The sequence below is a fragment of the Streptomyces sp. NPDC050439 genome, from assembly GCF_040655335.1.
Lineage (GTDB): Bacteria > Actinomycetota > Actinomycetes > Streptomycetales > Streptomycetaceae > Streptomyces.
The window spans coordinates 400902-413760 of sequence record NZ_JBFAJT010000006.1; the positions used below are offsets into that span (position 1 = coordinate 400902).

Genomic DNA, 12859 nt, shown 5'->3' on the forward strand with positions numbered 1-12859 from the left:
TGACCTGGGGCTTCGTGCACTGATGGTGGGTGGTCCACAAGCCCGGATCAGCCGTCGGCCAGCGTGGTCGCCACGGACTGGAACCAGGCGCCGTAGGAGAACGGCTCGGGCGGGCCGACCTCCATGCCGAGTTCGGCGGCTGCCAAGGCGTAGTCCCCCTCGTCAAGGGAGAGGGCGAGCAACTCGTGGAGTTCGCCCACAAGGCGTGCGGTCAGTTGAGTCTCGGTGGTGGCTGCGTAGTCGGCGACAGCGGCGTCGTGGTCAGGGAACTCGTCGACGATGTCCTGCGAGAACCAGCCGCCGAGCAGTTGCGCGGTTTCCGGGAAGCGTGCGTGCCACTCCCAGTGAGTCTGCGGGAACGACGGTTCCGGGACGTCGCCCTCATCGACGCTCTTCTTCAGATGGTCGGCCAGCATCGTCAGCCAGTCGCCGATCGCCGACTCGGCGATCCCGGTGTCCGGGGTCGCGTAGAACTCGCCGAGCCTGTGCCGGATGCGGCCCGGTGGGTTGCGGCTGTACTCGCGCAGCTGGCGCTCCGCCTCCGCGATGGCCCAGGGGCGAGTGTGCCAGGTGTGACGGAGATACGCGTCCAGCGCGCGGCTGCGCCGTTCCGGGGTGTCGTCGGCAGACTGCCCCAGGTATGCGCGCATCACCTGATCCAGCTCACCGTAACGGCGGTCATGTTCGAGGGGCTTCATGGACATGTGCGTGCGGCCCCTACAGGTAGAACGGGACGGTCGTGCGGACGACGAAGCCGTGTGGACTCGACGGCTCGCGGCGCAGCACCACGCGCGCCGCGCGGACGTCGACAGGCCCCCGCCCGGCCAGCAGGTCGCCCTTCAGCTGAACCCGGCCCACGGGCTCCTCGCGGGAGGGCCAGGCGGCCTCGAGGGTGAGGCGGGCCCGGGTTCCCTGGGCGAGCCAGCGGTGGATGACCTGTTCGTTGGCGGTCACCACCTGCTGCGTGGCCCAGTGGGCGGTCTCCCGGTCGGGGTACGTCGCGGATCGCGTCAGCATGGTCACCTTCCTCCAAAACACCGGGCACGGTTGATTCCCGGTCCCTCTGCGTATCTCTCAGTTTGCGTTGAACGACCAGAAGACCCCGACCTCGTCCGCGGTCACGGCGATCAGTCCGAGGTCCATCATGTAGTCGGTGAAGGCCCGGCCGCCGGCGAGTTCGCTGACGAGGAAATCCGGCGAGGCGGTGGTCCGGGCCAGGCCGGAAGAGGTACGGAAGACGGCGTCGGCACCGAACCGGCCGAGCACCGTCCGGGCGTCGGCCAGCACATCGTCCCTGTCTGCCCGCGTCCGGACGGGGCGGGTCTCGAAGAACCACTCTTGGGTCAGAGAGGCGAGCAGATCAGCGGCGGCACAGGCCGTGACGGGATACGTCCACGCGTGCACCTGCTCGGCTGTGAGCGGCAGGAAGGGATAGGAAGGACGGATGTTCTCACGTCCCTCCTTGTCGATCTGCCACTCCAGCGTCCGCCGACCCTGCGGGTCGGTGACCGACCGGCTCATGACGGCCAGGACGTCCCGCGCCCAGTCGTCGTGCCGCCGGGGCCCGATCATCGCGAAGGTGTACACGTCGTCGAGGAGCCGCTCCAGCGCGGCGTCCCAGGCAGTGCTGTCAGCGCTGTCGGTGGGGTGCATTCGTCTTCCGGTCGGTCGGTCACGGGGCGGGCATGGAGGTGTAGATCACGTAGGGCGGATCGAGCCTGGAATCGTACTTCACGATCGTTTTCACGTTCTTGACCTCGACCGCCTTCGCGTCGAGTCCGTGGTCCTTGTACCCGGTCCCCGGGAGGTTCTTGGTCGGGTCATTCGGATCGGGGGTGGGCTGTTTACCCACGTACGTGCCGCTGACCTCGTTGTTGGGGGCCGGGCTCGTGAACGCCTCCGTCTTGCCCTCCGGAGGATTGGAGGCCAGCCACGCGTTGATCTCGGACTGCTTGGCCCGCAGGTTGTGCTCCGTCAGTCGCTGGGCGCTGGCCATGTCCGTGAAGGACGACGAGCCGCCGATCGTGGGCCTGCGCTGCTCCGGCCAGTTGTTGTGATCTTGGGCCTGGTCACGCAGGCGTTGGGCGAGCTGCTCGTCGGTCTTGCCGACGTGTTTGTCCAGCGTGTGGCCACCCCCCAGATACTCGTTGCTCGCCAGGTCGAAGGCGTGATTGCCGTGGGAGCCGGCTTCAGTCCAGCGCTGCTCGTGTTTGAACTCGTCCAGGGCCCGCATGCCGAAGCCGTGCGCACGTGCCTCCTGGGCCTTGAATTTTGGAGCGCTCAGGTGCGCTTCGTCCAACGGGGCCATGAGGGCGTCGAGTCGCGGAACGAGCGCGTCGACCCGTTGGTTGTACGTGGTGACGATCGCGTTCAACTTGCCGGTGTCCATGTTCAAAACGATGCCCTGGCTCAACTGGCCCGCGCCCTTGGCGACACCCTTGACCACGCCTTTGACCAGCCCCGTGACGTCGTCCATGCCCACGCCGTCCTTGAGGTTGACCTCAACCTTGGGGATGGCCTCGCGTACGGCCTCGTCGTAGACGTCCGACACCTCGCGATTGAGGTAGACGGCTGCCTCGGCGAATTCGTAGAGGAGATCGCCGACCTTCTTGGCCGTGTCGAACAGCACGGTCATCACGGGGTGGGTGGAGGTCTGCGAGGAGGAGCTGTCGTGCTTCCACTCGTAGTTCACGCGGCTGGTGCCCCACGTCGTCGTGCCCCACAGCGAACTGCAGAACTGGCGCATCGCGTCGTGCCACTCGCTGTTGGTCTGCTGAGTGATGCTGCTGACATTCCCGGTCAGCCCGCTCTCCGCCATGGAGAGCGAGGCGGTCGTCGCCATCCAGGCCTTGGACAGTGAGTTCAGGTAGTGCTGCTGTGGAAACGGGTAGACGTCGGCGACCTTGCCCATCCGGAAGGCGTGCTTCACCACCGGCCTCAGCACGTCCCGGACGGGTTCGGGCACCCACTCGAGGACTCGGCGGATGAAGTCGTCGCCGCCGTCGTTGTCGCCCCACTTGAGATTCGGCACGGATCCGTAGGCGGGCGGCTCCTCGATGACCTTGGGCAATGGCTGGACGACCGGCTTCGCCTTCCCCTTGGGGTCGTTGGCCGCTTCCGCCTTCGCATAAGCATTGGCCGTCGACGTGAAGCCGACTGCCGCACCCCCGATACTGACGATGCTCTTGGCCCATACATCGAGGAAGCGGTTGCCCACCTTGACGTACGACGTCGCGAACGCCTGGGGCGATGTCCCGTAACCGCCGGCGTCCGGGTACTCACGCAGGTCTTCGAGCAAGCTCTTGGCGCCTCTGTCCATCACGGTCTGCTGGCTCGCCACACCGCCGGAGACGCGGTGAAGGTCGCTCGGCTTGACGTCGATGGTCCCGTTCTGGCCCGGCGATGGGGTTCCCATCAGCCGGCCCCCCAGCCGCGCAGCACGGCCTGGTGCGCTGCCGCATAGTTGATGTGGCTCGTGGTCGCGCACGCGTGGAGCCACTTCTGGGCGGCTTGAAGATCCTGGGCCGAGCGGTCCCACTCGTCGAGTTTGTCGACGAAGACCTCGCGAGTCTCCCCCTCCCAGGACAACACGACCGGCACCACCCGGTCGTGGAGGTCGTCCAGACTGCCGTTGAGCTTCTTGAGGATGTCCTCCAGATCGCCGGCGAGGTCGTGGAGGGAGGCGAAGGCGACGGTTATGTGCTCGTCGTCCGCACTTCCGGTCGGCATGGTTCCCCGTTTCGTAGGTGTCGTCGTGGTCGCGGCAGGACCCCGGGAGAGGCCGTCAGAAAGAGTCGAGGCTGCTGCGCGGATGGGAGGGCCCGGCCGTCTCCGGGCCAGGTGTCGACAGTTTGTCGACCTCGCTGTCGATGTCCACCGGGATACTCCGCAGTTGGGCCATCACGTCCAGCTCCTGTTCCGTGAAGCCATCCCGGCTCAGGCGTACGGCCTGCTCGATATGCCGGATCACTTCACGGATGCGCACGGCGTCCTCGGCCGCCGCCCGGTGGAACTCGCGGTATGCCGTCGCCGCCGGTCCTCGCCAACCCGCTTCGATGCGGTCGACGATCGCGTCCATCCGCCTGACCTGCTTGTCCAGATGGTCCTGCATGGCGTCGAGGTCCTCGGTCAGTTTGGTGAGGTCCTTGCTCGACACCTTCAGATCGACGCCGCTCTCTTGGCCCGCGCCTGCTTCACGTACACCCATACTCCGCACCTCCCCCTCCGTGACTTTGGCATGACAAACCGTGCCTGCGCGATGATCCTAATCTCGCGCTCTTCCGAAGCCGACGCCCGGCTTCGGGTCCGGGGAGGGCAACCGGCGGGCAGGTATGGCACCTCGGCCTGACCTCTGTAGGGGCCTCTTACGTGATGGGGTTCGGTCCCTTGCCGGAGCCCGGTGCCACGTCGCGAGAAAGTCCCGGCAGCACGCCGTAGGACACGGTGTGCTGCCGGGACTTTTCTGCAATCCGCCGCGTACCGCTACGCGCTCGGTTTGTCCTCCAGGCGGGGGAAAAGCACCGCGCCCTTCGTCACCGTCGAACCGATCGGCAGCTGACCCCACGTACCCGCGTCCTGGACCTTCTGCTCCGTGAGCGCGCCCAGTGTGGCCTCCGCGCCGAGCGAGTCCCACAGTTTCTGCGAGGTCTCCGGCATGACGGAGTTGAGGAGGACGGCCACCGCGCGCAGCGACTCCGCCGCCGTGTAGAGGATCGTCGCCAGGCGGGCCTTGCCCTCCGGGGACTCGTCCTTGGCCACCTTCCACGGCTCCTGCTCCGTGATGTAGCCGTTGACCTGCTTGACGAACGCGAAGACCGCCAGGATGCCGGCCTGGAAGTCCAGCTCCTCGCCGATCTTCAGGTCGGCCGTCGCGACCGCCTTGGCCAGGCCTTCCTGGACCGCCTGCTCAGCGGCGCCGACCGCCGTCGCCTCGGGCAGCGCGCCGCCGAAGTACTTGCCGACCATGGCCGCCACGCGTGAGGCGAGGTTTCCGTAGTCGTTCGCGAGTTCGCTCGTGTAGCGGGCGGTGAAGTCCTCCCACGAGAACGAGCCGTCCTGGCCGAACGCGATGGCGCGCAGGAAGTACCAGCGGTACGCGTCGACACCGAAGTGCGAGGTGAGGTCCTGCGGCTTGATGCCCGTCAGGTTCGACTTCGACATCTTCTCGCCGCCGACCATCAGCCAGCCGTTCGCCGCGATGCGGCCCGGCAGCGGGAGGCCCTGCGCCATCAGCATCGCGGGCCAGATGACCGCGTGGAAGCGGAGGATGTCCTTGCCGACCAGGTGCACGTCGGCGGGGAAGGTTGACTTGAACTTTTCTTCGTCCGCGCCGTAACCGACGGCCGTCGCGTAGTTGAGGAGGGCGTCGACCCAGACGTAGATGACGTGCTTGTCGTCCCACGGGACCTTGACGCCCCAGTCGAACGTCGAGCGCGAGATGGAGAGGTCCTGAAGGCCCTGCTTGACGAAGTTCACGACTTCGTTGCGGGCCGACTCGGGCTGGATGAAGTCCGGGTTCGCCTCATAGTGGGCGAGGAGCCTCGGGCCGTACTCGCTCAGCTTGAAGAAGTAGTTCTCCTCCTTGAGGAGCTCCACCGGCTTCTTGTGGATCGGGCAGAGCTTCTGGCCCGCGAACTCGCCGTCCTCGGCGCCGTCGATGAGATCGCCGGGGAGCTTGTACTCCTCGCAGCCCACGCAGTACGGGCCTTCGTACCCGCCCTTGTAGATCTCGCCCTTCTCGTAGAGATCCTGGACGAACTCCTGGACGCGGTCCGTGTGACGCCTCTCCGTGGTGCGGATGAAGTCGTCGTTCGCGATGTTCAGGTGCTCCCAGAGAGGCCGCCAGGCCTCGTCCACGAGCTTGTCGCACCACGCCTGGGGCGTGACGTCGTTCGCCTCGGCAGTGCGCATGATCTTCTGACCGTGCTCGTCCGTGCCGGTGAGGTACCACACCTTCTCGCCGCGCTGACGGTGCCAGCGCGTGAGCACGTCCCCTGCAACGGTCGTGTAGGCGTGGCCCAGGTGAGGAGCGTCGTTTACGTAGTAGATGGGGGTCGAGACGTAGAACGCCTTTGCGTTCTCGCCCGCTCCCTGCTTCTCGGATCCAGTGGCCGCCATGGTCGAAATCCTAACGGCCCCGGAGCGGGCGATTCACCTCGATTCCAGGGGGTGGACCCAGGGGGTCCATCCCCTGGGTCCACCTCGTGGGTCCACCTCGTGGGTCCCCTTGTGAGGGTTACGGGCGCCAGGCCGCCAGCAGGCCCTCGTACAGCTCCGCGTCCGTGAGCTCGCGGGGGGTGGGGCCCGCGTGGAAGAAGGCGGCGTTCTCCGCCTTCAGCTTCCGGAGGTAGTCGAAGCCCTTCGCCTCGTGCTCGCCGAACGCGACGAACTGGAAGAAGAGGGGGTGCTTGGCCGCGTCCGCGAGGGCCTGGTTGGCGGGGCCCTTCGCGTCCGGGGGGCCGTCCGTCTGGAAGACGACGAGGGCGGGGCTGCCCTTGTGCTTCGACTTCTCGTAGTGGGACACGACCTCTTCGATCGCGGCGTGGTAGCTCGTGCGGCCCATGCGGCCCGCTGCCGCGTGCAGCTCGTCGATACGGCCCTCGTGCTCGGGGAGGGTGAGGGTGCCGGTGCCGTCGATCTCGGTCGAGAAGAGGACGACGTGCACGGTTGCCTCGGGGTCCGTGTGCGCGGCCAGGGCGAGGACCTGCTCGCCCAGGCTCTGGGCGGAGCCGTCCTTGTAGTACGAGCGCATGGAGCCGGAGCGGTCCAGTACGAGGTATACGGGGGCGCGGACGCCGCCGAGCTTCCGCTTTTCCAGCGCGGCACCGGCGGCCTTGTAGGCGGTGGCGAGGGCGGGGTGGTCCAGGGCTTCGGGTTGCGCGGGTTCCTCGGCGAGGGGGGCTTCGGGCTGCGCGGGGGCTTCGGCAGCCGGCGGTTCCTCGGCTACGGGGGCCTCCGGCTCCGCCGGGGTTTCGGGCTGCGCGGGTTCCTCGGCGAGGGGGGCTTCGGGCTGCGCGGGGGCCTCGGCAGCCGGCGGTTCCTCCGCCACGGCGGCTTCCGGCTCCGCCGAGGTCACTTGTACTTGCGCCGCTTCATCGGCACCCGGCGTCGAGGGCTGTGCCCACCCGTCCCGCCCAGCGGGACGATTGCCCACAGCGGCGGCGTCCACATCCTCGGCCTCTGCTTCGGGCGAAGCCACGGCAGCGGCGGTGGCATCCTTCGCCCCAGTCTTGGGCTCGGCAGCGGCGGCAGCCTTGGTGTCCTCCGCCTCCGCCTCGGTGTCCGCGGGGGTCGCCTGTTGTGGGCATTCGTCCCGCTGGGCGGGACGGGTGGGCACAACTGACGGTTCCGATTCAGCGGCGTCGGCGACAACTGCCTCGGGGGCGGCAACCTCGGGGGTCACGTTCTCGGCCTCCGGGGCGGCAACCTCGGGCTCGGCGGCGACCTCCGGGGCGGCAAGCTCCGCCTCCGGCTCCACCGCCTCGGGGGCGACGGCCTCGGGGGTCACGTCCTTGGCCTCCGGGGCGTCAGCCTCGGGTTCGGGGGCCACCTCCGGGGCAGCACTCTCCGCCTCGGGGGCGGCAGGCTCAGGAGCCAGGTCCGGCTCGGGCGAAGGCGAAGGAACCGACACCCGGTCCCGGTCGAACGCCGCCGCGACGAGATCATCCACCGCCGAAGGCGAAGGCTCGGACGAAGGCGACGGAACCGTCGCCTTCGGCTCGGACGCCGGAGGCACCCGCTCGGACGAGGGCGCCGGCACCGAGGCGGAAGCGGAAGCGGAAGCGGCAGCCGCCGGAGCCTCGGCGGACTCCGAAGCCTCCGGAGCCACCGCCTCAGGCTCCGGAGCCTGATCCCCCTTGCGTGAAGACCGTCCGAACGCGTTCCGCAGGACACTCAGAATGCCCATGGGTGCACCCCTTCGCGTGAGTTGATTCCCGATAACCCCTGGCCAGGGCGGACACGTAAGGTTAGCCGTCGCGGCAGGCGATCTTGGTGAGGGTTGCCCAAGCGTCACCCGCGCCCGCCTACCGCCCCGCACCCGCAGCTCAACTGCCCTCTGTGCGCCCTCGGTTCACCTCCCGTTCACCCTCAGGCCGTCGCCCTGCCGACCTCCGCGCCTAGCGTCACGGCGGAATCAAGCCACGCCAGGCACACGCCAGGCACACGCCTGGCACGCGCCAGGCACGCGCCAGGCACACGCCAGGCTCACGACAGACCCACGCCACACAACGGAGGAACCCGTGCGCAAGCTGCTGCCGATCATCACCTCGCACCAGGGGAGCGGCAACCGGTCCGCCCTGACCTGCCGGTTCCGTTGTGGTGACGCCTGCTTCCACGAGGTGCCCAACACCAGCGACAACGAGTACGTCGGCGACGTCATAGCGAGCGCGCTCAGCCGCCGCTCGGTGATGCGCGCCGCCGCGGTCGTGACCGTGGCGACCGCTGCGGGCAGCGCCGTCGTCGCGGGCCCCGCCGCCCCCGAGGCGGCCGCCGTGCCCCAGAAACCGGCGTCGCACAAAAGCAAAAAGGGGGCGCGCGGTCTTCGCTTCACGCCCGTCGCACCCAACAAGGCCGACTCCGTGACGATCCCGGACGGCTACGCCCAGAACGTCGTCATCCGCTGGGGCGAGCCCATCCTCCGCGGCGCCCCGGCCTTCGACCCGGACAAGCAGACCGCGAAGGCGCAGGCAGGACAGTTCGGCTACAACAACGACTTCCTCAGCCTCCTGCCGCTGCGCCGCGAGCGCGGCCGCCAGGTCCTCGTCGCCAACCACGAGTACACCGACGAGATCCTGATGTTCAAGGGATACGACGCCGCCAACCCCACCCGCGAGCAGGTCGAGATCGCCTGGGCCGCCCACGGCCTCTCCGTGGTGGTCGTCGAGGAGGAGCGCAGGAGCGGCAAGCTGACCGCCGTCAGCCGCCACCAGCTCAACCGCCGCCTCACCGCCACCAGCGAGTTCCGCCTCACCGGCCCCGCCGCGGGCAGCGAGTACGTCCGTACGAAGGCCGATCCGCGCGGCACCAAGGTCCTTGGCACGCTCAACAACTGCGCGGGCGGCACCACCCCGTGGGGCACGACCCTGCACGGCGAGGAGAACTTCAACCAGTACTTCGCCAACGCCGAGAAGGTGACGGACCCGGCCGCCGCCGCGCGTCTCAAGCGGTACGGCGTCATCGGCGCCGCCTCCGAGCGGAAGTGGGAGCGCTTCGACGACCGCTTCGACCTCGCCAAGGAGCCCAACGAGGCCAACCGCTTCGGCTGGGTCGTCGAACTCGACCCGTACGACCCGGACTCGACCCCGCGCAAGCGCACCGCGCTCGGCCGCTTCAAGCACGAGGCCGCGCAGCCGCGCCTCACGCACGACGGCCGCCCGGTGGTCTACATGGGCGACGACGAGAAGTTCGACTACTTCTACAAGTTCGTCAGCAGCAAGCGCGTCGCCAAGGGCACCTCACGCGCCGCGCACGAGCACAACCTCACGCTCCTCGACGAGGGCACGCTGTACGTCGCCAAGCTGACCGGCGACTCCCCGGCCGCCGACATCGACGGCACCGGCAAGCTGCCCGCCGACGGTGAGTTCGACGGCAGCGGCGTCTGGATCCCGCTCGCCACCGCGGGCCCCAAGGGCCACGCCGTCTCGCACGTCGACGGCATGAGTGCCGAAGAGGTGTACGTCTTCACGCGCCAGGCCGGTGACAAGGTCGGCGCCACGAAGATGGACCGTCCCGAGGACGTCGAGCCGTCGCCGCACAGCGGCAAGGTCTATGTCGCGCTCACGAACAACTCCGACCGCGGCAAGACGGGCAAGGCCGGTGCCGACGAGGCCAACCCGCGCAACCTGAACAAGCACGGGCAGGTCCTTGAGCTGACCGAGCGCCGCAACCGGGCCGAGGCGACGTCGTTCGCCTGGTCGCTCTTCCTCGTCGCGGGCGACCCCGAGGACCCGGCCACGTACTTCGCGGGCTTCCCGAAGGAGAAGGTCAGCCCCATCTCCTGCCCGGACAACGTCGCCTTCGACCCGCACGGCAACCTGTGGCTCTCGACGGACGGCAACCAACTCGGCTCGCACGACGGCCTGTTCGGGGTGGCGACCAAGGGGGAGCGGCGCGGTGAGCTCAAGCAGTTCCTGACCATGCCGAACGGCGCGGAGACCTGCGGCCCGATCATCCAGGACAACCGCGTGCTCGTCTCCGTGCAGCACCCGGGCGAGGTCGACGGCGCGTCCGTCGAGAAGCCCGCGAGCGCGTGGCCCGACGGGCCGGGCAAGATCGTCCGGCCGTCGGTCGTCTCCGTGTGGCGCAAGGACGGCTGCGACATCGGCGTCTGAGCGGCGGTTCCATCGGACGCCGGACGTACGTGAGGGGGGCATCCCGCGCCTGCGGGGTGCCCCCCTCCGTCGTGTCGCCGCCCTCGCGGGGCGACGTCAGTCGTTCTGCTTGCGGCGGTACAGCGCGAAGCCCAGGCCGGCCGCGCCCAGCGCCGCCATGCCGCCGCCCGCCGCCATCAGCGGGGCGCTGTCGCCTGCCGGGGACATGCCGTCGGCCCCGGCCTTGACGCCGCCCTTCGGGACGACCTGAGAGGTGCCGTTCTTCTGCTGGGTGTGCGGCTGGGGCTTGGGCTGCGGCTTCGGCGGGGTCTGCTTGGCTCCCGTCCGGGTGATGGTGCCGTCGGCGGTGAGCTTGAAGGTGTTGCCGTCGATCTTGGTGGTGCTCGGGTTGATGTAGGCCTTGAGGGTGCCCTTGGCCTTGCCGTTGTGGGTGAGGGCGGCCTTGGCGGTGCGTGCGGACGCGTTGACGTCGACCTTCGCTGCCCAGCCCTTGCCGAGGTCGGTGGTGCCCTTGGAGACCCAGCCACCGGGGACGGGCTTCGGCGGGGTCGGCTTCGGGGTGGCTCCGGTCCGGGTGATGGTGCCGTCGGCGGTGAGCTTGAAGGTGTTGCCGTCGATCTTGGTGATCTGCGGGTCGACGTACGCCTTCAGGGAGCCCTTGGCCTTGCCGTGCAGGGTGATGGCAGCTTTGGCGGTGCGTGCGGACGCGTTGACGTCGACCTTCGCGGACCAGCCCTTGCCGAGGTCGGTGGTGCCCTTGGAGACCCAGCCACCGGGGACGGGCTTGTCCTTGTCTTTGTCCTTGTCCGTCGTGTCCTTGAGCTTCGCGGTGACCGTGCCGTCGGGCGTCAGCGTGAAGGTGTTGCCGTCGATGGTGGTGCTCGCGGCCTTCTCGTACGCGGTGAGCGAGCCCTTGGCGGCGCCGTCGAGGGAGATCGCGGCCTTGGCGGTGCGTGCGGACGCGTTGACGTCGACCTTCGCGGCCCAGCCCTTGCCGAGGTCGGTGGTCCCCATCGACTCCCAGCTGCCGGGCTCCGGCGTATCCGTGCCGGTGTCCTGGCCGGTGTCCTGGCCGGCGTCCGTGTCCGTGTCCGTGGACTTGTCCTGATCCACCTGGCCCTGCGGGTTCGGCGGGTTCGGCGGAGTGTCGGCGGCGAAGGCTGCCGTCGTCGGGACGGCGAGAGCGGCGATCGCTCCGGTGGCGATGGCGGCGGTGCGGAAGGTACGGCGGGTGGCGCGCATAGCGGATCCCTTGTGACTGGTCGGTCGAACTGTCCGTCTTTGTGCCTCTTTGCGGCGGCGACAGACATGAAGCTACGGGCGCTGTGTGTGCGTCATCCGTAGGGAACGTAACAACCGGCCGCACAAGGTGACGCGGGACCGTGAAACAAGAAAAAGCCCAGGTCAGGGCTGGTCAGGCCGAAGGTCACCAGTTCCCCGGGACCTACGTCACGCCGCCGACGAGCATCCGACGAGCATCCGACGAGCAGCCCTCACGCCGCCCTCGCCCGCCCGTCGAGCCACTCCCCGTAAGCGGGCGACTGGCGTGCCGCCTCCCAGTACGACGCCTCAAGATCCCCGTACACCGCGTCCAGCGCCTGCTCCGTACGCGCCGCCACCAGCAGCCGCACCCCGAGCGGATCGCCGTACAGCGGCCTGACCGCCATGTCGGGTCTGTCGTGCGAGGTCGGCTGGCAGACCGTGACGACCTCACCGGTGGCGACGAGCGAGGACGCGGTGAGGTAATCGCCGTGCAGGACACGGGGGTTGAGCCCGGCGGCCCGCAGCACCCGGAGCAGTCCGTCCCACTCGCCGTCCACCGTCGGGTCCACCATCCACCGGTCGGCGGCGAGGTCGGAGAGGTGGACGACGGGCTGTGCCGCCGCCGGATGGTCGGCCGGCAGGAAGACGAACTGCGGCTCGCGCTCGACCAGTACGCGCCACCGCAGCCCCTCCGGCATTCGCAGCGGGCTCCCCTCCACCTCGTGCACGAAGGCCACGTCGAGCTGCCCGCCCGCGACCATGCGCAGCAGCGCGTTGGCGGAGACGTCCATCTGGAGCGAGGTCTCGGTGGCGGGCAGGCGCACCCGTAGCCGCCGCAGCCAGCCCGGTATGGCACGGCTCGCGGTGGACCCGATGCGCAGTTGCGGCCCCTCGGTGGCGCGCGCGGCGGCCGCCTTCGTCTCGCTGACCAGCGCCCGCATCTCGCTGACCAGGGGGCGGGCCCGGCTGAGGGCGACGCGGCCGAGCGGGGTCGGGCGGCAGCCGGTGCGCTCGCGGGCGAAGAGCTGGCCGCCGATCTCCTGCTCGATGCGGCGCAGCTGCGTCGTCAACGAGGGCTGACTCATGCCGAGTTGGCGCGCAGCCTTGTGCAGGCTGCCGGTGTCGGCGATGGCGCACAGCGCGCGGAGGTGCCTCACCTCTAGCTCCATGGCCGTGAGCGTAGAGCGGTAAGGGGCGCCGCACCAGACTCACAAACCCCACGGGAACCACCTGAGTTGGGCACGCGTACAACCCCGCGGAAGGTT

Annotated in this window: 11 protein-coding genes; 1 reads left to right on the top strand and 10 read right to left on the bottom strand. The window is 69.0% G+C overall.

What is annotated here, in order from left to right; all coding sequences use genetic code 11:
• Nucleotides 1–47: 47 nt before the first annotated feature.
• From AB0I66_RS26360 to AB0I66_RS26395, 8 genes are all read right to left on the bottom strand, one after another.
• A complete protein-coding gene (locus AB0I66_RS26360; protein WP_363210407.1) occupies nucleotides 48–704 on the bottom strand; it encodes a contact-dependent growth inhibition system immunity protein in 657 nt (218 codons plus the stop codon).
• Nucleotides 705–717: 13 nt separating this feature from the next.
• Nucleotides 718–1017 carry an RNase A-like domain-containing protein gene (locus AB0I66_RS26365; protein ID WP_363210408.1) on the bottom strand — a complete coding sequence of 100 codons (300 nt, stop codon included), beginning with the start codon at nucleotides 1015–1017 and terminating at the stop codon, nucleotides 718–720.
• 57 nt (nucleotides 1018–1074) lie between these two features.
• Complete coding sequence (locus AB0I66_RS26370) at nucleotides 1075–1653, bottom strand: hypothetical protein (protein WP_363210409.1); 579 nt, start codon at nucleotides 1651–1653, stop codon at nucleotides 1075–1077.
• 19 nt (nucleotides 1654–1672) lie between these two features.
• Entirely contained in the window at nucleotides 1673–3415 is a 1743-nt protein-coding gene (locus tag AB0I66_RS26375; RefSeq protein ID WP_363210410.1) for an RNase A-like domain-containing protein, read from the bottom strand.
• Nucleotides 3415–3729, bottom strand: a complete 315-nt coding sequence (locus AB0I66_RS26380) for a WXG100 family type VII secretion target (protein ID WP_363210411.1) — start codon at nucleotides 3727–3729, stop codon at nucleotides 3415–3417. The genes AB0I66_RS26375 and AB0I66_RS26380 overlap by 1 nt, the downstream gene beginning before the upstream one ends.
• A gap of 55 nt (nucleotides 3730–3784) precedes the next feature.
• Nucleotides 3785–4207, bottom strand: a complete 423-nt coding sequence (locus AB0I66_RS26385) for a WXG100 family type VII secretion target (protein ID WP_363210412.1) — start codon at nucleotides 4205–4207, stop codon at nucleotides 3785–3787.
• Nucleotides 4208–4482: 275 nt separating this feature from the next.
• On the bottom strand, nucleotides 4483–6117 hold the full coding sequence (metG, locus tag AB0I66_RS26390; protein WP_363210413.1) for a methionine--tRNA ligase: 1635 nt from the start codon (nucleotides 6115–6117) through the stop codon (nucleotides 4483–4485).
• Between the two features lie 118 nt (nucleotides 6118–6235).
• On the bottom strand, nucleotides 6236–7669 hold the full coding sequence (locus AB0I66_RS26395; RefSeq protein WP_363210414.1) for a VWA domain-containing protein: 1434 nt from the start codon (nucleotides 7667–7669) through the stop codon (nucleotides 6236–6238).
• A 571-nt stretch (nucleotides 7670–8240) separates the two neighbouring features.
• On the opposite strand from AB0I66_RS26395, the gene AB0I66_RS26400 reads away from it, so the two are divergent.
• The gene (locus AB0I66_RS26400) at nucleotides 8241–10331 is read left to right on the top strand and encodes a PhoX family phosphatase (RefSeq protein ID WP_363210415.1); all 2091 of its coding nucleotides are present in this window, start codon (nucleotides 8241–8243) and stop codon (nucleotides 10329–10331) included.
• 96 nt (nucleotides 10332–10427) lie between these two features.
• On the opposite strand, the gene AB0I66_RS26405 is transcribed toward AB0I66_RS26400, so the two are convergent.
• Together AB0I66_RS26405 and AB0I66_RS26410 are read right to left on the bottom strand one after the other, a co-directional pair.
• On the bottom strand, nucleotides 10428–11573 hold the full coding sequence (locus tag AB0I66_RS26405) for a hypothetical protein (RefSeq protein ID WP_363210416.1): 1146 nt from the start codon (nucleotides 11571–11573) through the stop codon (nucleotides 10428–10430).
• Between the two features lie 251 nt (nucleotides 11574–11824).
• Nucleotides 11825–12763, bottom strand: coding sequence for a LysR family transcriptional regulator (locus AB0I66_RS26410; RefSeq protein WP_363210417.1), 939 nt, complete (start codon nucleotides 12761–12763; stop codon nucleotides 11825–11827).
• Nucleotides 12764–12859: the final 96 nt, after the last annotated feature.

What these genes read in the sequence shown, in the direction of transcription:
- metG (WP_363210413.1), bottom strand. Translation starts at nt 6,117, where the DNA reads ATGGCGGCCACTGGATCCGAGAAGCAGGGAGCGGGCGAGAACGCAAAG.
- AB0I66_RS26365 (WP_363210408.1), bottom strand. Translation starts at nt 1,017, where the DNA reads ATGCTGACGCGATCCGCGACGTACCCCGACCGGGAGACCGCCCACTGG.
- AB0I66_RS26405 (WP_363210416.1), bottom strand. Translation starts at nt 11,573, where the DNA reads ATGCGCGCCACCCGCCGTACCTTCCGCACCGCCGCCATCGCCACCGGA.
- AB0I66_RS26360 (WP_363210407.1), bottom strand. Translation starts at nt 704, where the DNA reads ATGTCCATGAAGCCCCTCGAACATGACCGCCGTTACGGTGAGCTGGAT.
- AB0I66_RS26410 (WP_363210417.1), bottom strand. Translation starts at nt 12,763, where the DNA reads ATGGAGCTAGAGGTGAGGCACCTCCGCGCGCTGTGCGCCATCGCCGAC.
- AB0I66_RS26385 (WP_363210412.1), bottom strand. Translation starts at nt 4,207, where the DNA reads ATGGGTGTACGTGAAGCAGGCGCGGGCCAAGAGAGCGGCGTCGATCTG.
- AB0I66_RS26370 (WP_363210409.1), bottom strand. Translation starts at nt 1,653, where the DNA reads ATGCACCCCACCGACAGCGCTGACAGCACTGCCTGGGACGCCGCGCTG.
- AB0I66_RS26375 (WP_363210410.1), bottom strand. Translation starts at nt 3,415, where the DNA reads ATGGGAACCCCATCGCCGGGCCAGAACGGGACCATCGACGTCAAGCCG.
- AB0I66_RS26380 (WP_363210411.1), bottom strand. Translation starts at nt 3,729, where the DNA reads ATGCCGACCGGAAGTGCGGACGACGAGCACATAACCGTCGCCTTCGCC.